19 protein-coding genes are annotated in these 18243 nt (G+C 61.0%); 10 read left to right on the forward strand and 9 right to left on the reverse strand.

Annotation, left to right across the window (positions count from 1 at the left end; all coding sequences use genetic code 11):
- Positions 1-107: 107 nt before the first annotated feature.
- Complete coding sequence (gene polA, locus EJ576_RS00185) at positions 108-2885, reverse strand: DNA polymerase I (protein WP_122555065.1); 2778 nt, start codon at positions 2883-2885, stop codon at positions 108-110.
- Positions 2886-2959: 74 nt separating this feature from the next.
- Between polA and EJ576_RS00190 the strand changes: the two genes are divergently transcribed.
- Both EJ576_RS00190 and EJ576_RS00195 read left to right on the forward strand, forming a co-directional pair.
- Positions 2960-3250 carry a DUF2782 domain-containing protein gene (locus tag EJ576_RS00190; RefSeq protein ID WP_012721523.1) on the forward strand — a complete coding sequence of 97 codons (291 nt, stop codon included), beginning with the start codon at positions 2960-2962 and terminating at the stop codon, positions 3248-3250.
- Positions 3251-3306: 56 nt separating this feature from the next.
- Positions 3307-4260: a homoserine kinase gene (locus EJ576_RS00195; RefSeq protein WP_126569383.1), complete on the forward strand. Its 954-nt coding sequence runs from the start codon at positions 3307-3309 to the stop codon at positions 4258-4260.
- Positions 4261-4287: 27 nt separating this feature from the next.
- Here the strand turns inward: EJ576_RS00195 and EJ576_RS00200 are convergent, their stop codons facing one another.
- Positions 4288-5217, reverse strand: coding sequence for a zinc ABC transporter substrate-binding protein (locus EJ576_RS00200; protein WP_126569384.1), 930 nt, complete (start codon positions 5215-5217; stop codon positions 4288-4290).
- Positions 5218-5275: 58 nt separating this feature from the next.
- On the opposite strand from EJ576_RS00200, the gene EJ576_RS00205 reads away from it, so the two are divergent.
- From EJ576_RS00205 to EJ576_RS00220, 4 genes are read left to right on the forward strand one after another with little or no spacing between them, the layout of a single operon-like run.
- Positions 5276-5758 (forward strand): Fur family transcriptional regulator, encoded by a 483-nt coding sequence (locus tag EJ576_RS00205; RefSeq protein WP_028618648.1) that lies wholly within the window; start codon positions 5276-5278, stop codon positions 5756-5758.
- On the forward strand, positions 5758-6543 hold the full coding sequence (gene znuC / locus EJ576_RS00210; RefSeq protein WP_028618647.1) for a zinc ABC transporter ATP-binding protein ZnuC: 786 nt from the start codon (positions 5758-5760) through the stop codon (positions 6541-6543). Before EJ576_RS00205 ends, znuC begins: the two co-directional genes overlap by 1 nt.
- Positions 6536-7324 (forward strand): zinc ABC transporter permease subunit ZnuB, encoded by a 789-nt coding sequence (gene znuB / locus EJ576_RS00215; protein ID WP_126569385.1) that lies wholly within the window; start codon positions 6536-6538, stop codon positions 7322-7324. Before znuC ends, znuB begins: the two co-directional genes overlap by 8 nt.
- Before the next feature lie 37 nt (positions 7325-7361).
- Positions 7362-8081, forward strand: a complete 720-nt coding sequence (locus tag EJ576_RS00220) for a PA5502 family lipoprotein (RefSeq protein WP_122730104.1) — start codon at positions 7362-7364, stop codon at positions 8079-8081.
- 87 nt (positions 8082-8168) lie between these two features.
- Here the strand turns inward: EJ576_RS00220 and katE are convergent, their stop codons facing one another.
- Positions 8169-10382 (reverse strand): catalase HPII, encoded by a 2214-nt coding sequence (gene katE, locus EJ576_RS00225; RefSeq protein WP_256656581.1) that lies wholly within the window; start codon positions 10380-10382, stop codon positions 8169-8171.
- Positions 10383-10575: 193 nt separating this feature from the next.
- On the opposite strand from katE, the gene EJ576_RS00230 reads away from it, so the two are divergent.
- Genes EJ576_RS00230 through EJ576_RS00240 form a run of 3 tightly spaced genes read left to right on the forward strand, consistent with a single transcriptional unit; the run spans position 10576 to position 13079 of the window.
- Entirely contained in the window at positions 10576-11583 is a 1008-nt protein-coding gene (locus tag EJ576_RS00230; protein ID WP_122730102.1) for a methionine ABC transporter ATP-binding protein, read from the forward strand.
- On the forward strand, positions 11583-12257 hold the full coding sequence (locus EJ576_RS00235) for a methionine ABC transporter permease (RefSeq protein WP_010207814.1): 675 nt from the start codon (positions 11583-11585) through the stop codon (positions 12255-12257). The genes EJ576_RS00230 and EJ576_RS00235 overlap by 1 nt, the downstream gene beginning before the upstream one ends.
- A 51-nt stretch (positions 12258-12308) precedes the next feature.
- Positions 12309-13079: a MetQ/NlpA family ABC transporter substrate-binding protein gene (locus EJ576_RS00240; RefSeq protein ID WP_126569386.1), complete on the forward strand. Its 771-nt coding sequence runs from the start codon at positions 12309-12311 to the stop codon at positions 13077-13079.
- 96 nt (positions 13080-13175) lie between these two features.
- Here the strand turns inward: EJ576_RS00240 and EJ576_RS00245 are convergent, their stop codons facing one another.
- From EJ576_RS00245 to EJ576_RS00265, 5 genes are read right to left on the reverse strand one after another with little or no spacing between them, the layout of a single operon-like run.
- Positions 13176-13811 (reverse strand): SCO family protein, encoded by a 636-nt coding sequence (locus EJ576_RS00245; RefSeq protein ID WP_126569387.1) that lies wholly within the window; start codon positions 13809-13811, stop codon positions 13176-13178.
- A complete protein-coding gene (cyoE, locus tag EJ576_RS00250) occupies positions 13808-14707 on the reverse strand; it encodes a heme o synthase (protein ID WP_028618640.1) in 900 nt (299 codons plus the stop codon). Before cyoE ends, EJ576_RS00245 begins: the two co-directional genes overlap by 4 nt.
- Complete coding sequence (locus EJ576_RS00255) at positions 14695-15774, reverse strand: heme A synthase (RefSeq protein ID WP_126569388.1); 1080 nt, start codon at positions 15772-15774, stop codon at positions 14695-14697. Before EJ576_RS00255 ends, cyoE begins: the two co-directional genes overlap by 13 nt.
- Before the next feature lie 10 nt (positions 15775-15784).
- On the reverse strand, positions 15785-16369 hold the full coding sequence (locus EJ576_RS00260; RefSeq protein WP_126569389.1) for a hypothetical protein: 585 nt from the start codon (positions 16367-16369) through the stop codon (positions 15785-15787).
- On the reverse strand, positions 16335-17099 hold the full coding sequence (locus EJ576_RS00265) for an SURF1 family protein (RefSeq protein ID WP_126569390.1): 765 nt from the start codon (positions 17097-17099) through the stop codon (positions 16335-16337). Before EJ576_RS00265 ends, EJ576_RS00260 begins: the two co-directional genes overlap by 35 nt.
- Positions 17100-17127: 28 nt before the next feature.
- On the opposite strand from EJ576_RS00265, the gene EJ576_RS00270 reads away from it, so the two are divergent.
- The gene (locus EJ576_RS00270; protein ID WP_016978774.1) at positions 17128-17331 is read left to right on the forward strand and encodes a twin transmembrane helix small protein; all 204 of its coding nucleotides are present in this window, start codon (positions 17128-17130) and stop codon (positions 17329-17331) included.
- A gap of 6 nt (positions 17332-17337) precedes the next feature.
- On the opposite strand, the gene EJ576_RS00275 is transcribed toward EJ576_RS00270, so the two are convergent.
- Positions 17338-18225 carry a cytochrome c oxidase subunit 3 gene (locus EJ576_RS00275; protein WP_028618636.1) on the reverse strand — a complete coding sequence of 296 codons (888 nt, stop codon included), beginning with the start codon at positions 18223-18225 and terminating at the stop codon, positions 17338-17340.
- Between the last annotated feature and the right edge of the window lie 18 nt (positions 18226-18243).

The following is an 18243-nucleotide window of genomic DNA, read 5'->3' on the forward strand; positions in this document are numbered from 1 at the left end:
TCACGGGTTAAGTTCCGGCAGGTTCGAAAAACTATTTGAAATAACCGACGGCGATTTCCGGACTAAAGCACTCTGCCAGCACGCAAGGTGATGGCAGAGTCCCGGACTCAGTGCGCTTCATCCCAGTTGTTGCCCACGCCCACTTCCACCAGCAGCGGCACATCCAACTGCGCGGCAGCGCTCATGTGCTCGCGAATCTTCTCGCTGACCTGCGCTACCAGATCCTCACGCACCTCCAGCACCAGTTCATCGTGCACCTGCAGGATCACCTTGGCATCCAAGCCTGAGTCGGTCAGCCAATTGTCCACCCGCACCATGGCTTTCTTGATGATGTCCGCCGCCGTGCCCTGCATCGGCGCATTGATCGCTGTACGTTCTGCTGCTGCGCGCTCTTGAGGCTTGTTGGAGTTGATGTCCGGCAAATACAGGCGGCGGCCGAAGAACGTCTCGACATAACCCTGATCAGCCGCCTGGGCGCGGGTGCGCTCCATGTACTCGCGAACCCCGGGATAACGGGCGAAATACACATCGATATACGCCTTGGCCGTCTTGGTATCGACGCCAATGTCCTTGCCCAGCTTCTGCGCGCCCATGCCATAGATCAGGCCGAAGTTGATCGCCTTGGCGCTGCGGCGTTGATCCGAAGTGACCTCGCCCAGTTCAACCTTGAACACCTCTGCCGCCGTGGCGGTGTGCACGTCCAGGTTGTCGCGGAAGGCGTTCATCAGGCCTTCGTCCTTGGACAGGTGCGCCATGATCCGCAGTTCGATCTGCGAGTAGTCCGCCGCCAACATTTTGTAGCCCTTGGGCGCGACGAACGCCTGGCGGATCCGCCGCCCTTCGGCGGTACGCACCGGGATGTTCTGCAGGTTCGGATCACTGGAGGACAACCGCCCGGTCGCCGCCACCGCCTGGTGATAGGACGTGTGGATGCGCCCGGTGCGCGGGTTGATCTGCTCCGGCAGGCGATCGGTGTAGGTACTTTTCAGCTTGCTCATGCTGCGGTACTGCATCAGCACCTTGGGCAGCGGGTAGTCATCTTCGGCCAGCTTGGCCAGCACTTCTTCAGCCGTGGATGCTTGGCCCTTGCCGGTTTTTTTCAGTACCGGCAGGCCGAGTTTCTCGTAAAGGATCGCGCCGAGCTGTTTGGGCGAGCCCAGGTTGAACTCCTCGCCAGCGATCTCGAACGCCTGGCGCTCCAGCTCGACCATCTTGTTGCCCAACTCGATGCTCTGGATGCCCAGCAAATCCTTGTCGACCAGCGCGCCTTGGCGCTCGATACGGGCCAGCACAGGCACCAACGGGATTTCGATATCCGTGAGCACACTCGCCAGGCTTGGGATGGCGGACAGTTGCGCAAACAGCGCCTGATGCAGGCGCAAGGTGATATCGGCGTCTTCTGCCGCATACGGGCCAGCCTGCTCCAGCGCGATCTGGTCGAACGTCAGCTGCTTGGCGCCTTTGCCGGCGATGTCCTGGAAAGCGACAGTGTCGTAGTCCAAGTACTTCTTGGCCAGGCTGTCCATGTCGTGGCGGGTGGCCGTGGAATTGAGCACATAGGATTCGAGCATGGTGTCGAAGGCGATGCCGCGTACGGTAATGCCGTGCGCCGGGTCGCCACCGATGGCGCAGTTGGCCAGGATGTTCATGTCGAACTTGGCGTGCTGGCCAACCTTGAGCTTGGTCGGGTCTTCCAGCAGCGGCTTGAGGGCCAGCAGTACGGTGTCGCGATCCAACTGCTCCGGCGCACCGATGTAGGAATGGGTCAGCGGGATGTAGGCCGCTTCGTGGGGCTGGACGGCGAAGGACACGCCGACCAACTGCGCCTGTTGGGCGTCGATACCAGTGGTTTCGGTGTCGAAAGCGAACAACTTCGCGTCGTTGAGCTTTTTCAGCCAAACATCGAAGGTCGCCTGGTCGAGGATAGTGGTGTAGCTCGCCTCTGTCGGCGCCACTGCCTCAACGACTTCCTCAGCAACAGGTGCCGCCTTGAGCTCCACACGCTTGGCGTCGCGCTGGATTTCATCAAACCAGCTCTTGAACTCCAGCAGCGTATACAGCTCCAGCAGCTTCTCGCGATCCGGCTCGATCAGGTGCAGGTCATCCAGGCCGACATCCAATGGCACATCGCACTTGATCGTCGCCAACTGGTAGGAAAGAAACGCACTCTCGCGATGTTCTTCCAGCTTGGCCGGCAGCGTCTTGGCGCCACGGATAGGCAGGGTCGGCACGATATCCAGCTGTTCATAAAGCTCTTTGATGCCGCCGTTCACGCCGACGAGCAAGCCGGAAGCAGTCTTGGGACCAATGCCCGGAACGCCTGGAATGTTGTCGGACGAATCCCCCATCAGCGCCAGGTAGTCGATGATCTGCTCCGGAGCGACGCCGAATTTCTCCTTTACGCCGTCGATATCCATCGAACTACCGGTCATGGTGTTGACCAAGGTAATGTGCCCGTCGACCAGCTGCGCCATGTCCTTGTCACCGGTCGAGATCACCACCGGGCGGTTGGCAGCCGCGCTGCTGCGCGCCAGGGTGCCGATCACGTCATCGGCTTCGACGCCTTCGACGCAGAGCAACGGGAAACCCAGGGCGATCACACTCTGGTGCAGCGGCTCGATCTGCAGGCGCATGTCATCGGGCATGCTCGGGCGGTTGGCCTTGTATTCGGCGTACATGTCATCGCGAAAGGTCCCACCCTTTGCGTCGAACACCACCGCGAATGGGCTGCCCGGATACTGCTTGCGCAGGCTCTTGAGCATGTTCAACACGCCCTTGACCGCACCGGTGGGCAGGCCTTTGGAGGTGGTCAGCGGTGGCAACGCGTGGAAGGCGCGGTACAAATAAGAAGAACCGTCCACCAGGACGAGGGGTGCTTGGCTCATGAGCAGAATCAACCTTTTCGGCGGGTCAGGCGCTAGAATAGCCGGACCAATGACGACAAAGGGACAAGGTTATCATGCGTACATTCAATCGCCTGCTGTTGACCGGCTTGATTGCACTCGCTCCGATGGCTGCCATGGCGGCAGACGATGCGCCTGGGGGCGATCCGGAAGTGACCATTCGCACGGAAGGCGACAAGACCATCCAGGAGTACCGTCAGAACGGTTTCCTGTACGCAATCAAGGTAACGCCGAAGGGCGCGCCTCCGTATTTCCTGGTGCGCGCGGACGGAACCGATGCGAACTTCATCCGCTCTGACCAGCCGGATATGCTGATCCCGTCATGGAAGATTTTCGAATGGAAATGATTTCTTAACTTCAATTGGCGCCGCGCACTGCGGCGCCCGTACTGGCAGTTTTAACCATGTCTGTGTTCACCCCCCTGGCTCGGCCCGAGCTGGAAACCTTTCTCGCCCCTTACGGCCTCGGCCGCCTGATCGACTTCCAGGGGATTGCCGCCGGTAGTGAAAACACCAATTTCTTTATCAGCCTGGAGCAGGGCGAGTTCGTCCTGACCCTGGTTGAACGCGGTCCGGTCGCGGAAATGCCGTTCTTCATTGAACTGCTCGACGTGCTCCACGACGCCAATCTGCCCGTGCCCTACGCCCTGCGCACCACCGACGGCGTGGCCTTGCGCGAGCTGAAAGGCAAGCCGGCACTGCTGCAACCGCGCCTGGCCGGCAAGCACATCAAGGATGCCAACGCCCAGCACTGCGCCCAGGTGGGTGACCTGCTGGGTCATCTGCACCTGGCAACACAGGGCGAGAAGGTACTGGAGCGCAAGACCGATCGCGGCCTGGACTGGATGCTCAGCGAAGGCGCGCAGTTGATTTCGCACTTGAACCACGCACAACAACGCCTGCTGCAGGATGCACTGAACGAGATCGAAACCCACAAGGCCCAGATCCTCGCCCTGCCGCGCGCCAACGTCCATGCCGACCTGTTTCGCGATAACGCGATGTTCGAAGGCACGCACCTTACAGGCTTGATTGACTTCTACAACGCCTGCTCCGGCCCGATGCTGTACGACGTGGCAATCGCACTGAATGACTGGTGCTCGGACGCCGATGGCGTGATCGACGGGCAACGCGCCCGGGCATTGCTGGGAGCCTATGCAGGCCTGCGACCGTTTACCGCCAAGGAAGCCGAGTTGTGGCCGACGATGCTGCGCGTGGCCTGTGTACGGTTCTGGTTGTCACGCCTGATCGCGGCTGAGTCGTTTGCCGGGCAGGACGTGTTGATCCATGACCCGGCGGAGTTCGAGCATCGGCTGGTGCAGCGTCAGCACGTGACTGTGCAACTGCCCTTCGCACTCTAACCTTTGTAGGAGCCGGCTTGCCGGCTCCTACAAGGACTCCAGGCAACCCGCCAAGTCATTACCCAACTTCTCCAACACCTGCTCATAACCCTGAGCGGTAGCCGGGGTATACCCGCCCAACGCATCCAACTCCGCCAGCTTCACCGGCAAATCGGAGACCAGCGTTTCAGCCAGGCGCGGACGCAACGGCGGCTCGCTGAACACGCAGGTCTTGCCCACTTCCTGCAAACGCGTACGCATCGCCGCCACATGCTGGGCGCCGGGTTGTACCTCCGCGGCAACGCTGAACACACCAGTGTGCTTGAGGCCGTAAGCGTCTTCGAAGTAATCGAAAGCTTCGTGGAACACGAAGTAAGGCTTGCCATCGATCGGCGCCAGGCGGGCTTTCAGACGAGCGTCCAGCACATCGAGGCGCTCTTCGAAGGCCTTAGCGTTGCTCTGATAACGCGCGGCATTGGCCGGGTCGGCGGCAGCCAAGTCAGCCGCCATGCGCGCAGCAATCACCCGAGCATTCACCGTCGACAACCACAAGTGCGCATCCAGGCTGCCCGGGCGGTGATCGTGGTCGTGTTCGTCGGCTTCATCGGCGTGTGAGTGGCTATCTTCGGCAAAACGACGCAGCTTCATGCCTGGCAGGTCCTGCACTGCCACTGTCGCGGCCGTACGACCTTTCAGCACGCGCGGCAGGAAACTCTCCATATCCGGGCCGATCCAGTACAGCAGGTCCACCGACTGCACGCGCCGTACGTCGGATGGACGCAGCGCATAGTTATGCGGCGATGCACCCGGCGGCAGTAAAACCTCAGGAACCGCTACTCCGTCCTGCACAGCTGCGGCAATCAGTTGCAACGGTTTGATGCTGGTCAGCACTTTGACCTCGGCCTGAGCGGCGCTCGCGATGAACAAACTGGTGACAAATACGACAAAAACGGGAAAAAGTCGGGACACGATGACCACTCAATGGCGTAGGAACGGGTAACATAATAACGTCTCTATCAAATGTCTGCCGCCGCTTATGCCTAAAACACCGCTTGCCAGCCGTCCCCACGACCACTCTCACTGCGTGCATACCGCGCTGTCGGAGGCCGATACCCTGTGCACACAGAAGGGTCTGCGCCTGACCGCCTTGCGTCGCCGCGTGCTGGAACTGGTGTGGCAGAGCCACAAGCCGCTGGGCGCCTACGACATCCTGGGCGTGCTCAGTGAGCAGGATGGCCGCCGCGCCGCGCCGCCAACCGTGTACCGTGCGCTCGACTTCCTGCTGGAAAACGGCCTGGTGCACCGCATCGCTTCGTTGAACGCCTTTGTCGGTTGTAGCCACCCGGAACACGCGCACCAGGGCCAGTTCCTGATCTGCCGCGAGTGCCACGCCGCCATCGAGCTTGAACAAAAAAGCATCAGCGACGCCATTATCAAGAGCTCTGCCGACGTCGGCTTCCGGGTCGAAGGGCAAACGGTCGAAGTGGTCGGCCTGTGCGCGGGCTGCCAGGGGGCTTGATGAGCAACGCGTTAATCCGCCTGGAACAGGTCGGGGTCACGTTCGCCGGGCAAGCCGTGTTGGATAACATCGCGCTAAGCGTCGAGCCTGGGCAGATCGTCACCCTGATCGGCCCCAACGGCGCCGGCAAGACCACCCTGGTGCGCGCCGTACTCGGCCTGCTCAAGCCCGACACCGGCAGTGTGTGGCGCAAGCCCAAGCTGCGGGTCGGCTACATGCCGCAGAAGCTGCACGTGGACCCGACCCTGCCACTGTCCGTGTTGCGCTTCCTGCGCCTGGTGCCGGGCGTGGACCGTGCCCGCGCGCAAGCGGCGCTCAAAGAAGTCGGCGCCGAACAGGTAATCGACAGCCCGGTGCAAAGTATCTCCGGCGGCGAAATGCAGCGCGTGCTGCTGGCTCGTGCCTTGTTGCGCGAGCCGGAACTGCTGGTGCTGGATGAACCCGTGCAAGGCGTCGACGTCGCCGGCCAGGCCGAGCTGTACAGCCTGATCACCCGTCTGCGCGACCGCCATGGCTGCGGCGTGTTGATGGTGTCCCACGATTTGCACCTGGTGATGAGCACCACCGACCAGGTGGTGTGCCTCAACCGTCACGTGTGCTGCTCTGGCCACCCGGAACAAGTCAGCGGCGACCCGGCCTTCGTCGAGCTGTTCGGCAAGAACGCCCAGAGCCTGGCGATCTACCACCACCATCACGACCACGCCCATGACCTGCATGGCGCCGTGGTCGACGATCCCGCCACACCTCATACCCACGTTCATGGAGATAGCTGCAAGCATGGCTGATTTTCTGCTCTACGCCCTGCTGGCAGGCTTGGCTTTGGCGTTGGTGGCGGGCCCATTAGGTTCGTTCGTGGTGTGGCGGCGCATGGCCTATTTTGGCGACACGTTGTCACATGCCGCGCTCTTGGGCGTCGCCATGGGCTTTTTGCTGGATGTCAGCCCGACTATTGCGGTAACCGTGGGCTGCCTGCTGTTGGCGGTATTGCTGGTGACCCTGCAACAACGCCAGCCACTGGCCTCCGACACGTTGCTGGGCATCCTGGCGCCCAGCACGCTGTCCCTGGGCCTGGTGGTGCTGAGCTTCATGCATGAAGTGCGCATCGACCTGATGGGCTACCTGTTCGGCGACCTGCTGGCAATCAGCACCACTGATCTTGCGTGGATCCTCGGTGGCAGCGCGGCCGTGCTGGTCTTGCTGGTGGCCCTGTGGCGACCGTTGCTGGCAATCACCGTGCATGAAGAACTGGCCACGGTGGAAGGCTTACCCGTGCCAAGCCTGCGCATGGCCCTGATGTTGTTGATCGCCGTGGTGATTGCTGTCGCGATGAAGATTGTCGGCGTATTGTTGATCACATCGCTGCTGATCATTCCCGCAGCCGCCGCCCAGCGCCATGCCCGTTCGCCGGAGCAGATGGCGGTCGGCGCCAGTGTGCTGGGGATGCTTGCCGTGTGCGGGGGCCTGGCGCTGTCCTGGTTCAAGGACACGCCAGCCGGGCCATCGATTGTGGTCACGGCCGCCGCCCTGTTTCTGCTGAGTTTTGTCCTGCCCCGTCGAGGGGTGTAGACTTGCTCGCTTTTTGCGCAAATAGAGAGTCGCAGGAATGAAGCCGTTCACCTCCCGTTATCTGCTCCTTGCCGCATTTTCCCTGCTGCTGGGCGCCTGTCAAAGCACACCGCCCGCCGCCCCCGAGGCCCCGGACGCACGCGCTGCGGCCATCGCGCAGCTGGAACAAAACCTGGCCAGCAGCGAGTTGGCCACTGCCGAAGACCAACTGGCGGCACTGCAAGCCCAGTCGCCCAACGACCCGGCGCTGGAAAACTATCAGCGTCAGTTGGCGGAAGCCTACCTGCAGCGCAGCCAGATCGTGCTGCAAAAGGGTGACGTCAACGCCGCTGCAACCGCCCTGAGCCGCGCCCGCGCCCTGATGCCCAAGGCGCCCGCACTGACCGGCGGCGTCAACAGCGCCATCACCCACGCCCGCAAAGTGGAGCTGGATAAAGCGGAGGAGGCCCTCAAGGCCGCCGAAGCCAAGCCCGCCGCCAAGGTCATCGACCCAGCGGCGCCAAGCACCACCGTGGCGCTGAACCTCACCAATATCGAAGAACTGCGCCACCAGCTGGATGCAATTGCGACCGACGTGGTGAATTACCAGTGCGACGTGAGCATCCAGGCGCCGCGCACAGAGGATTACCCGTGGCTGGCCACGTTGCTGACCAAACGGGTGAAGCGTATCGATTCGGGGTATGACCTGAAGATTCACCGGCAGATTCTGAAGAACATTCCGGCGCAGGTCGTGCTGATTCCGCGCAAGGCGGACTAAAAAAGCATCGCCGGCAAGCCGGCTCCTACCCCTCAACCTGTAGGAGCCGGCTTGCCGGCGATAGCGATCTAACCGACAACCAATAGCTTAAGCTGGAATCGCCTTGGCCTTAGGCTCGCGATCCCAGACCCGATGCTGGCCGATCGCGGCAAAAAACGCCTTGAACGCCTTGGTATCCGATCCCACGATCAGCCCCGCATCCACCTCAAGTTTCAGCAGGTCCAACAACGGCTTCGCGTCACTGGCGACTGTAATCGCCTTGAGGTGCTTGTACGCCTCTAACAGGAAGTGCAACGCCACCCCATCACCGCTCAAGGCTTTCACCGAGTCCTTCCCGCCAGGGACGAACACCGCATCAAACGCAATGGACGGCATGCCTTCCATCGACGCATCCACCGGCAGGCTCTTGCCATCGGCCGTCTTCACTGGCGCCGAGGTTGGCCCCAGCAGCTTGGCGTGCGCCCCTTCTGCTTCCAGTGCCTTTTTCAATGTGGCAATCGCCACGCCGTCCACGCCATTGGCTGCCAGGATCGCCACCTTGCGGGTCTTGATATCGCCCGGTAGCAGGTTCGCCTGGCTCAACGCTGGCGAGCGCTCCGGCTTGGTTTGACGCTCCGGCACGGTGCCTTTGGTCGGTGCTGGCAGCCCCAGGTTCTGGGCCACGCGCTTGGCCAGCTCCAGGTCGATATTCGCCAGGATCTCGTTGACCTGGCGCGCGCGAATAAACTCACGCTCTACCTTGCCCAACTCAAAGCTATACGCCGCGATGATGTGCTCTTGCTCGTGCTTGCTCATGCTTCGGAAGAACAGGCGCGCCTGGGAGAAGTGATCGCCGAATGACTCGCTGCGCTCACGGATCTTGTGGGCATCGATGCGCTCCGGATAAGTCTCGAAGCCACCATCCTGTGCCGCAGGCGGAGTTTCTTTAGGCCAGCCGCCATCAATCGAATTCGGCTCGTAGGACGCACGACCTTTATCGATGGTGCTGCGGTGCATGGCATCACGCTGGTTGTTGTGCAGCGGCGTCACGGGCTGGTTGATCGGCAACTGGTGAAAATTCGGGCCGCCCAGTCGGCTGATCTGTGTATCGGTGTAGGAAAACAACCGACCTTGCAGCAGCGGGTCATTGGAGAAGTCGATACCCGGCACGATATGGCCCGGGCAAAACGCGACCTGCTCGACTTCTGCAAAGAAGTTATCAGGGTTGCGGTTCAGCACCATCTTGCCCAGCGGGGTGATTGGCACCAGCTCTTCCGGAATCAGCTTCGTGGGGTCGAGAATGTCGAAGTCGAAGGCATGCTCCTTATCCTCGGGGATAACCTGCACACCCAACTCCCACTCGGGGTAGTCGCCCATTTCAATGGCTTCCCAGAGATCGCGACGGTGGTAGTCGGTATCTTTACCGGCCAGCTTCTGCGCCTCGTCCCACACCAGCGAGCAAGTACCCGCCGTAGGGCGCCAGTGGAATTTGACGAAGTTGGATTTGCCCTCGGCATTCACCAGTCGGAAGGTGTGCACACCAAAGCCCTGCATGCTGCGCAGGCTTTTTGGAATGGCGCGGTCAGACATTGCCCAGATCACCATGTGAGCGGATTCAGGCTGCAGCGAAACGAAGTCCCAGAACGTATCGTGCGCCGATCCGCCGGTAGGAATTTCATTGTGTGGTTCAGGCTTTACGGCGTGCACGAAGTCAGGAAACTTGATCGCGTCCTGAATGAAAAACACCGGCATGTTGTTGCCCACCAGGTCGAAGTTGCCTTCTTCGGTGAAAAACTTAACCGCAAAACCGCGCACATCACGCACCGTATCGCCTGAACCACGCGGGCCCTGCACGGTGGAAAAGCGCGTGAATACTGGGGTTTTATGCCCAGGGTCACGCAGGAACCCAGCCTTGGTCAGCGCCGAATGGTTCTCATACGTCTGGAAATAACCATGGGCGCCAGTGCCACGGGCATGCACGATGCGCTCCGGGATGCGCTCATGGTCAAAGTGCGTGATTTTTTCACGCATGATGAAGTCTTCCAGCAGCGATGGGCCACGGGAACCGACTTTCAAGGTGTTCTGGTTGTCGGAAATCTTCACGCCTTGGTTGGTACGCAGGGCCTGGCCGGTCGCATCGGAACGGAATGTCTCCAGGGCCTGCAGCTTGGCGTTGGTGTTGCCACGGTCCAAGGTATCGGTGCCCGCGAGTTCACTCTTCGGCGGGGTGGCTGGCTTCTTGGTACTCATCAGACAAAACTCCTTATTCAAATTGGCCAGAGCGATCCCCGGCTCGTTTGAGCAAAACCCCAGGCACGGCACCTGGGAAATCGAGTTGCTTAAGTAGTGACTGACGAGGTTTTGGGCCGTTCCTTTTTTATGACCTTTGATCGCGTTATTGCCAAATCGCTGGATGAATGCGAAATAAATGCTAAGAAACGCTATACGGACAGGCTAAAATGCGCGCCCGGCTAACCGCTGATCCCTTTTCCATGCGCCCCACAAGGTTCGCTACGTGATCGAGTTTCAAAACGTCCATAAAACCTACCGCGTCGCCGGTAGGGATATTCCCGCGCTGCACCCCACCAGCCTGACCGTCGAGAACGGCCAGGTGTTTGGTCTGATCGGTCATTCCGGCGCGGGCAAAAGTACACTGCTGCGCCTGATCAACCGCCTCGAAGAACCGAGTGGCGGCAAGATCACGGTGGATGGCGAAGAAGTCACTGCCCTGGACGCCAACGGCCTGCGCCGTTTCCGCCAGCAGGTCGGGATGATCTTTCAGCACTTCAACCTGCTCGCGTCCAAGACTGTTGCCGACAACGTGGCGCTGCCACTGACGCTGGCTGGCGAGTTGTCGCGTAGGGACATCGACCTGCGCGTCGCCGAATTGCTCGCCCGTGTCGGCCTGTCGGACCACGCCAAGAAGTACCCAGCGCAGTTGTCCGGTGGCCAGAAGCAACGCGTCGGCATCGCCCGCGCCCTGGCGACCAAGCCAAAGATCCTGCTGTGCGACGAAGCCACCAGCGCCCTCGACCCGCAGACCACCGCCTCAGTGCTGCAACTGCTGGCCGAGATCAACCGCGAGTTGAAGCTGACCATCGTGCTGATCACCCATGAAATGGACGTGATCCGCCGCGTCTGCGACCAAGTGGCGGTGATGGACGCTGGCGTGATCGTCGAGCAAGGTTCGGTGGCCGACGTATTCCTGCACCCCACGCACCCGACCACCAAGCGCTTCGTGCAAGAGTCCGAGCAGGTCGACGAAAACGAGCAACGCGACGACTTCGCCCACGTGCCAGGCCGTATTGTGCGCCTGACGTTCCAGGGCGAAGCGACCTACGCGCCGCTGCTGGGCACCGTCGCCCGCGAAACGGGTGTGGACTACAGCATCCTCGCTGGTCGTATCGACCGCATCAAAGACATCCCTTACGGGCAATTGACCCTCGCCGTCACCGGTGGCGACATGGAAGCCGCCTTTGCGCGCTTCACCGCCGCTGACGTCCACATGGAGATCCTGCGCTAATGGACGTCCTGTTGAGTTTCTTCGCCAATATCGACTGGTCTGAAATCTGGCTCGCCACCGGCGACACCATGACCATGCTGTTCGGTTCGCTGTTCTTCACCGTGGTGCTCGGGCTGCCGCTGGGCGTGCTGCTGTTCCTGACCAGCCCGCGCCAACTGTTCGAACAGAAAGGCCTGTACGCGCTGCTCTCGTTGATCGTGAACATCCTGCGCTCGCTGCCGTTCATCATCCTGTTGATCGTGATGATCCCGTTCACCGTCCTGATCACCGGCACTTCGCTGGGCGTGGCGGGTGCGATTCCGCCGCTGGTCGTAGGTGCGACGCCATTCTTTGCGCGCCTGGTGGAGACCGCGCTGCGTGAAGTGGACCGCGGCATCATCGAAGCCACCCAGTCCATGGGCGCCAGCACGCGCCAGATCATCACCAACGCCTTGCTGCCCGAAGCCCGTCCTGGCATTTTCGCGGCGATTACGGTGACGGCGATTACACTGGTGTCCTACACCGCAATGGCCGGTGTGGTCGGTGCCGGTGGCCTGGGTGACCTGGCCATCCGTTTCGGTTACCAGCGTTTCCAGACCGATGTGATGGTGGTCACCGTGGTGATGCTGCTGATTCTGGTGCAAATTCTGCAAACCGTCGGCGACAAGCTGGTGGTGCACTTTTCTCGAAAATAACGGCCATTGCCGGCCGCACGCCGGTACATGCCCGAACAAGGAGCTTGTTGGATGAAAAAACTACTGGTTGCTTTCGCCGCCGTTGCCGCGTTTTCCGCCCACGCCGAGACCATTACGGTCGCCGCTTCGCCGGTGCCCCATGCGGAAATCCTGGAATTCGTGAAACCTGCCCTCGCTAAAGAAGGCGTAGACCTGCAGGTCAAAGTCTTCACCGACTACGTGCAGCCGAACGTACAAGTCGCTGAAAAGCGCCTGGACGCCAACTTCTTCCAGCACCAGCCGTACCTGGATGAGTTCAACAAGGCCAAGGGCACTCACCTGGTGAGCGTTGGCGCCGTGCACCTGGAACCCCTGGGCGCCTACTCCAGCAAGTACAAGAAGCTGAATGAGCTGCCAAGCGGCGCCAACGTGGTGATCCCGAACGACGCCACCAACGGCGGCCGCGCGCTGTTGCTGCTGGCCAAGAACGGCCTGATCACCCTGAAGGACCCGACCAACATCCTGTCGACCATCAAGGACATCACCGGTAACAGCAAAAACCTGAAATTCCGTGAACTGGAAGCCGCGACCCTGCCGCGCGTGCTGACCCAGGTCGACCTGGCGCTGATCAACACCAACTACGCGCTGGAAGCCAAGCTGGACCCGTCCCAGGACGCACTGGTCATCGAAGGCAGCGACTCGCCTTACGTGAACATCCTGGTGACCCGCGAAGACAACAAGGACTCGGACGACGTGAAGAAGCTGGTTGCCGCCCTGCACACGCCTGAAGTGAAGAAATTCATCGAAGAGAAGTACAAAGGCGCAATCAAGCCGGCGTTCTGATGTAACCCGATCTCCCAAACACTGGAGATCAAAAAATGTGGGAGGGGCGGTGCGACGATTCGACTTGCCCCTCCCACATTTGTTTGGTGTCGCCTGTTAGTTGCGCTTCAACAGCCCCGGCAACTGCGCCACCAGCTTCTGGTTGTTCAACGGCGCACGGATGAACCCACGCTGGGTTCCATCCGGCCCGATCAGCGCCAGGTTTCCGCTGTGGTCGACGGTGTAGTTGGGCTTGCTGGTATCCGCCGGAATGAACGGAATGCTCACCGCATTCGACACCTTCTGCACCTCCTCCACATTTGCACCGGTCAGGCCTTGGAACTGCGGATCGAAGTAACCCAGGTACTGCTTGAGCTGAGTCGGCGTGTCGCGATGCGGATCGACGCTGACCAAAATCACCTGCAACTTATCCACAACGTCCTTGGGCAGTTCGCTCTTGATCTGGCGCAGTTGGGCGAGGGTGGTCGGGCAGATGTCCGGGCAGAAGGTGTAGCCGAAAAACAGCAGGCTCCACTTGCCTTTCAATTCGTTGACCACCACCGACTGGCCTTCCTGATTGGTCATGGTCACCGGCGGCAGCTGGCGGCTTTGCGGCAACAGGATGATGCCGGCGTCGATCAAGGCAGTGGGGTCGCCCTGGCCCTTGCCCGATAGCACTTTGTTAACGGTCAGGCCCATGATCAATGCCACCAGGGCCACCAGGATGAAGACAGTTTTTTGAGTTCGAGTCATAGGTTCAACAGTAGGTAGTGGTCGAGGAGCAGCGCGATAAACAGCAGCAGCAAGTACCAGATAGAGTACTTGAAGGTGTTGATCGCCGCGTGCGGCCGACCGCCACGGTACAACACCCAGGCCCATTGCAGAAAGCGCCCGCCCAATACCAGTGCACACGCAAGGTACAGCAGGCCACTCATGTGGATCACATAGGGCATCAGGCTCACCGCCAGCAGGGCGAAGGTGTAGAGCAGGATATGCACCTTGGTGTAATGCTCACCGTGAGTGACCGGCAACATCGGAATATCGGCCTTGGCGTATTCCTCCTTACGGTGAATGGCCAGGGCCCAGAAGTGCGGCGGGGTCCAGGCGAAGATGATCAGCACCAGCAGCAGGGGCTCGGCGCTGATATGCCCGGTGACCGCGACCCAGCCCAGCAAGGGCGGCGCAGCACCTGCCAATCCACCGATGACGATATTCTGCGGCGTCGCCCGCTTGAGAAAGCCGGTATAGATCACGGCATATCCCAACAGCGAAGCCAACGTCAGCCAGGCTGCCAGCGGGTTGGTGAACGCCAGCAGCAGCGCCAATCCTGCAACAGCTAGAAACAATGCAAAGGCCAGCGCCGCCAGCGGTGATACACGGCCCTCTGCCAACGGCCGCTTATGGGTGCGCGCCATTACGGCGTCGATCCGCCGGTCCACCACATGGTTCACCGCCGCCGCGCCGCCCGCGCACAGAGCAATCCCCAGGTTGCCGAACACCAACACCGTCCACGGTACACCCGCACGGGTCGCCAGGAACATGCCCACCAATGAGGTAATGAGCATCAACACCACCACTTTCGGCTTGGTCAGCTCCAGGTAGTCACGCCAGATTGCCTGGCCGTGACGCGCGCCGATCAAGGTCGCCATGGCATCTCTCCTTTAAGCGTGATGAGGCCCGATACATGTTTGCGCGGTATAAAACGCCAGCCGAACGGCAGTTGGTTGCGCACCCGGACCAGGCTGGTGCGGGCGTGGTAATTGACCAGCACCAGACTGAGCAACAACGCGGCGCCCCCGGCGTTATGGCCTACAGCCACCGCCAGCGGCAGCCCGAAAGCCACATTGCTCAGGCCCAGGCAGATTTGCGCGGCCAGGGCGACCAGCAATAAACCCGTCAAACGCGTCATGCCCACCGCGCGCAATTGCCAGGCCAGGCCGAGCAACACCAGGCTGACGATGACGGCGCCGATGCGGTGGGTCAGGTGGATGGCGGTGCGCGCTTCACTGTCCAACTGACCGCCCAGGTAGTTGGGCCCGATGTGCTGGGTGAGATGAAATCCGTTGGCGAAATCCGCTGCCGGCCACCATTCGCCATGGCACGTCGGCAGATCAACACAGGCCACCGCCGCGTAGTTGGAACTGACCCAGCCCCCCAGCGCAATCTGGCCGATCACCAGCACCAGGCCCGCCGTCGCCCAATATTGCAGACGCTTGGGCACGATCAACGCGGGCAACACGCCGGACAAGCGCAGGGTCAGCAGAAACAGCAGGCTCAAGGTCGCAAAGCCGCCCAATAAATGCCCCGTCACCACCTGCGGCCATAACTTCAGCGTCACCGTCCACATGCCAAACGCCGCCTGGGCAAACACCACCGCCAGCAGGAACAGCGGCAGCTTCACCGGCTGGCCCGGATCACGCCGATGACTCCAGGAACGCGCGGCCAGCAACACAATCAGCAAGCCCAGGGTGCCAGCGAAGTAGCGATGAGTCATCTCGGCCCAGCCCTTGTCGGCCTCCACCGGCGTGTCGGGGAAATGCAGCTCGGCATGGGCCAACTGGGCTTCGGTCTTGGGCACGCTGATGAAGCCGTAGCAGCCCGGCCAATCCGGGCAACCCAGGCCCGCGTGAGTCAGGCGCGTATAGGCGCCGAGCAGCACGACGATCAAAGCCAACAAGGTGGCAAACAACGCGAGGCGAAATCCAGGTTTGGCCATGACGGTGCCCTTATCCGATGTTCGACAGTTTCAGCAGGTGGCGCAGGTCGTTGAGCAAATCCTTGCCCTTGACCTTGGCGTCGTAACGCAACACCAGGTTGCCGTGGGGATCGACGATCCACAGCTGCGCGTCACCCGGCGCGGCGGCGCCTTTGCTGAAGGTCGGCAAATCCAGCGGGTAGCGTTGCAGTTGCGGGTATTCAACTTTCAGCTTGGTTTCATACTCCGCGCTCACCGGCTGCGCGCTGGCCAAGGCATGGCTGGCGCGGGAGGCATCACGGCCTAGGCTGATTTGCAGTTGCCGTGCGAGGTACACCAGTTGCTGGCAATCCGCCGCACAGACGGTGGGCGCGGTCACCAGCAGTTGCCAGCGCTGCTCATCGGTTTGTACGCCAATATCGGCGCGGGTCTGGCCGTTGCCGATCATCTCGCCGTGATAGCTGCGGCTTTCAGGCACCCAGAACTGCAGCTTGTACATGAAGGTGGCCAGCGCCATCGGGCCGATCACCATCATCAGGATCAGGATCAACTGCCAGCGGCCTTTGCGCCGATTCGGGGCTTCAGACATGTTGAGTGGATTCGTGGCCGCTCCCATGGGGCTTCTCCTTTTTGTTGTGCCATCCGAGGTAGAGGTAAAGCGCGAGCAACGCCAGCGACATGGCGAACCACTGCACGGCATACGCCAAGTGTTTTTCCGGGCCCATGGCGACGATCGGCCAGGTGGTTTCGTAGGTGCCGAGGCCGGCTTCGGCCCGCAACTCATAGGCGAAACCGTTGCGACCCAACTCGGCCCAGAGCGCGGCAGGGTGCAAGGCCGTGAGCAGACGCGGCCATTGCGCAGTCGTGGGGTCCGGGTGCAACTGGAAGGTTTCGCCAGGAGCGACGTACACCCAGGCATCGAGATTCACCGGCTGATCCGGCGTGGTGAAGGCGGGTGGCGTGCGCCGATCCGGCCAGGGCAGCCAACCGCGATTGAGCAACAGCCACAGGCCACTGGCCTGGTCGTGGAAGGGTTGCAGCAGCTCTACGCCGGCCTTGCCGTCGCGCATGCGGTTGTCGAGGAATACGCTGTGCTCGGCGTCGAATTGGCCGCGCAGACGAACGCGGCGGAAGGCTGGATCGGTCGTGTCGTTCAGTTGCGCGCTGCTGATCGGATCAGCCGCGCGCCGCTCGGCGTAGCTGTCCACCAGCAGCTGTTTTTCATGGCCGCGAGACAACTGCCAGAACCCCAGGCCGACCATCAACGGCAGCAGCACCAACACCACCAATGTCGGTGCGATTCCTGGCCGAAAGCATTTTATGGCGCTGGCTATACTTGTTTTCATTGCCCGCCCATCCCATTGGAGCCAGACCATGCTCAAAGCCGCTATTGCCCTGATGCTGATCGCGACCGTTGTGAGCCTGTTCAGTGGCTTGTTCTTTCTGGTCAAGGACGAGGGCAACTCTAATCGCCTCGTCACTGCCTTGACCGTGCGTGTCGTACTGGCCGTGATCACCGTGGCGCTGATCGCCTGGGGCTTTTTCAGCGGCCAGCTGGTGTCTCATGCACCGTGGTAAGGCTTTTCACAGCACATAGACGAAGAAAAACAGCCCGATCCACACCACATCCACAAAGTGCCAATACCAACTGGCCGCCTCGAAACCGAACTGGTGCTCGGCATTGAAGTGCCCCTTGAGGATGCGCATCAGCATCACGAACAGAATGATCGTGCCGATGGTGACGTGGGCACCGTGGAAACCGGTGAGCATGAAGAACGTCGCGCCATACACCCCCGAGCCCAAGGTCAGGCCCAGCTCTTTATAGGCGTGGATGTATTCCTCGGCCTGAAACCCCAGGAACGCCAGGCCCAGCAGCACGGTGATCGCCAACCAGAGTTTCAGCGCGCCGCGATGACCTTTGCGCAGCGCGTGGTGGGCGATGGTGATGGTCACGCTGGAACTCACCAGCAGAATAGTGTTCACCAGCGGCAGGCCCCACGGGCTGATGGTGCCTTCCGGTGCCGGGTACATTTTCGGGTCGGGGTTGTTCAGCAACGGCCAGGCAAACTCGAAGTTCGGCCACAGCATGTGCGCAATGCCCTTTGAGCCTTCACCCGCCAGCCAGGGCGCCGACATGTGTCGCACATAAAACAGCGCACCGAAGAAGGCGATAAAGAACATCACCTCGGAAAAGATGAACCAGGTCATGCCCCAGCGGAACGAGCGATCCATCTGCGAACTGTACAAACCGGCGCGGCTTTCCTTGATCACCGCGCCGAACCAGCCGAACAGCATGTAGGCCAATAACAGCCCGCCGACGAAAAAGATCCACGGGCCGTGGGATTCCGCCCGCGCGGCCTTGAGGTCGTTGAACCACAGGCCCAGCCCGTACACCGTGATCAACAGGCCAAACGTGGCAATTATTGGCCATTTGCTTTGCGCTGGTACGTAGTACGTATCATGAGACGACATGTATTCGCTCTCCTGATT

Source organism: Pseudomonas sp. C 49-2 (assembly GCF_003970195.1).
Taxonomy (GTDB): domain Bacteria; phylum Pseudomonadota; class Gammaproteobacteria; order Pseudomonadales; family Pseudomonadaceae; genus Aquipseudomonas; species Aquipseudomonas canadensis.

Coding starts and splice junctions, on each gene's coding strand:
- EJ576_RS00205 (WP_028618648.1), top strand. CDS start 5,276: ATGCCTAAAACACCGCTTGCCAGCCGTCCCCACGACCACTCTCACTGC.
- znuC (WP_028618647.1), top strand. CDS start 5,758: ATGAGCAACGCGTTAATCCGCCTGGAACAGGTCGGGGTCACGTTCGCC.
- EJ576_RS00245 (WP_126569387.1), bottom strand. CDS start 13,811: ATGACTCGAACTCAAAAAACTGTCTTCATCCTGGTGGCCCTGGTGGCA.
- EJ576_RS00235 (WP_010207814.1), top strand. CDS start 11,583: ATGGACGTCCTGTTGAGTTTCTTCGCCAATATCGACTGGTCTGAAATC.
- EJ576_RS00220 (WP_122730104.1), top strand. CDS start 7,362: ATGAAGCCGTTCACCTCCCGTTATCTGCTCCTTGCCGCATTTTCCCTG.
- EJ576_RS00190 (WP_012721523.1), top strand. CDS start 2,960: ATGCGTACATTCAATCGCCTGCTGTTGACCGGCTTGATTGCACTCGCT.
- EJ576_RS00260 (WP_126569389.1), bottom strand. CDS start 16,369: ATGGGAGCGGCCACGAATCCACTCAACATGTCTGAAGCCCCGAATCGG.
- cyoE (WP_028618640.1), bottom strand. CDS start 14,707: ATGGCGACCTTGATCGGCGCGCGTCACGGCCAGGCAATCTGGCGTGAC.
- EJ576_RS00270 (WP_016978774.1), top strand. CDS start 17,128: ATGCTCAAAGCCGCTATTGCCCTGATGCTGATCGCGACCGTTGTGAGC.
- EJ576_RS00255 (WP_126569388.1), bottom strand. CDS start 15,774: ATGGCCAAACCTGGATTTCGCCTCGCGTTGTTTGCCACCTTGTTGGCT.
- EJ576_RS00195 (WP_126569383.1), top strand. CDS start 3,307: ATGTCTGTGTTCACCCCCCTGGCTCGGCCCGAGCTGGAAACCTTTCTC.
- EJ576_RS00275 (WP_028618636.1), bottom strand. CDS start 18,225: ATGTCGTCTCATGATACGTACTACGTACCAGCGCAAAGCAAATGGCCA.
- polA (WP_122555065.1), bottom strand. CDS start 2,885: ATGAGCCAAGCACCCCTCGTCCTGGTGGACGGTTCTTCTTATTTGTAC.
- znuB (WP_126569385.1), top strand. CDS start 6,536: ATGGCTGATTTTCTGCTCTACGCCCTGCTGGCAGGCTTGGCTTTGGCG.
- EJ576_RS00240 (WP_126569386.1), top strand. CDS start 12,309: ATGAAAAAACTACTGGTTGCTTTCGCCGCCGTTGCCGCGTTTTCCGCC.
- EJ576_RS00265 (WP_126569390.1), bottom strand. CDS start 17,099: ATGAAAACAAGTATAGCCAGCGCCATAAAATGCTTTCGGCCAGGAATC.